1 protein-coding gene is annotated in these 1,224 nt (G+C 38.2%); it reads left to right on the top strand.

Going from position 1 to position 1,224, the window contains the following annotated elements; genetic code table 11:
* Nucleotides 1-1,136, top strand: a 1,136-nt coding sequence (locus DWY89_RS14155; RefSeq protein WP_118524781.1) for an IS110 family transposase, incomplete at its 5' end; no start/stop codon positions are given.
* Between the last annotated feature and the right edge of the window lie 88 nt (nucleotides 1,137-1,224).

The raw sequence follows: 1,224 nt of genomic DNA, 5'->3' as shown, positions 1-1,224 counted from the left end.
CCTCTCCTTTTGAGATCAAGCACACATCCAGTGATATCCTTTCACTAATTAAACTTATTCACTCTATCGAAGGTGAATCACGAATTGTAATGGAGCACACCGGACACTATTACGAAGTACTTGCTCAGCAATTTTCAGCAGCTGGTCTGTTTGTCAGTGCTGTTAATCCTAAGCTAGTCAAAAACTTTAATAATGACTCTCTTCGCAAAGTTAAATCTGACAAAGCTGATTCCATCAAGATCGCCCGCTATGCTCTTGACAAATGGCAAAATCTTAAACCATATAGTATTGTGGATGAATTGCGCACACAACTAAAGGCCATGAATCGTCAGTTTCATTTCTATGTGAAACAAAAAACGGCTATGAAAAATAATCTTATTAATCTCATTGACCAGACATACCCAAATGCAAATACTTATTTTAATAGTCCACCCCGCAGTGATGGCTCCCAAAAATGGGTTGATTTTGTCTATACGTATTGGCATGTAGATTGCGTTCGTAAAATGTCTCTAAATTCTTTTGTTAAACACTATCAAAACTGGTGCAAGCAAAAAAAATATATCTTCAATAAATCAAAAGCCGAAGAAATTTATACCCAGTCAACGGAACTTGTCCCGGTATTTCCAAAAAACGAAATAACCAAACGCATCATTAGACAAGCTATCGCTCAGCTTAACAGCACTTCCGCTACCGTCGAAACAATACGCATTCTCATGAATGAAACCGCCTCAAAACTTCCAGAGTACCCGATTGTTATGCAGTTTAAAGGGATTGGTCCATCTTTTGGTCCACAGCTTATGGCTGAGAGCGGTGATATAACCAGATTTACACATAAAGGAGCCCTTACTGCTTTCGCCGGGGTAGATCCTGGCGTAAACGAGTCTGGCTCCTATGCACAAAAAAGTGTTCCAACATCCAAACGTGGGTCTTCAAATTTAAGAAAGACTCTTTTTCAAGTAATGGATGTTCTTATTAAAACAATGCCGCAAGATGATCCTGTATATCAATTCATGGACAGAAAACGTGCCCAGGGTAAACCGTACTATGTTTACATGACTGCAGGCGCTAATAAATTTCTCAGAATCTATTATGGACGAGTGAAGGAATATCTCTGTATTCTTTCTGAGTCAAGCTAATTCAAAACTTTTATTTGCAGACCAGCACTGCTTGTGGTGGTCTTATTTTAGTGCCTAATTTTAACCATGTAAAATTTTATATTTTTTT

This window comes from Clostridium sp. AF27-5AA, from assembly GCF_003478415.1.
GTDB classification, from domain to species: Bacteria; Bacillota; Clostridia; order Lachnospirales; family Lachnospiraceae; genus Otoolea; species Otoolea fessa.
The sequence above is the reverse complement of the archived record's forward strand: the minus strand, read 5'-3'. Positions and strand labels throughout refer to the sequence as shown.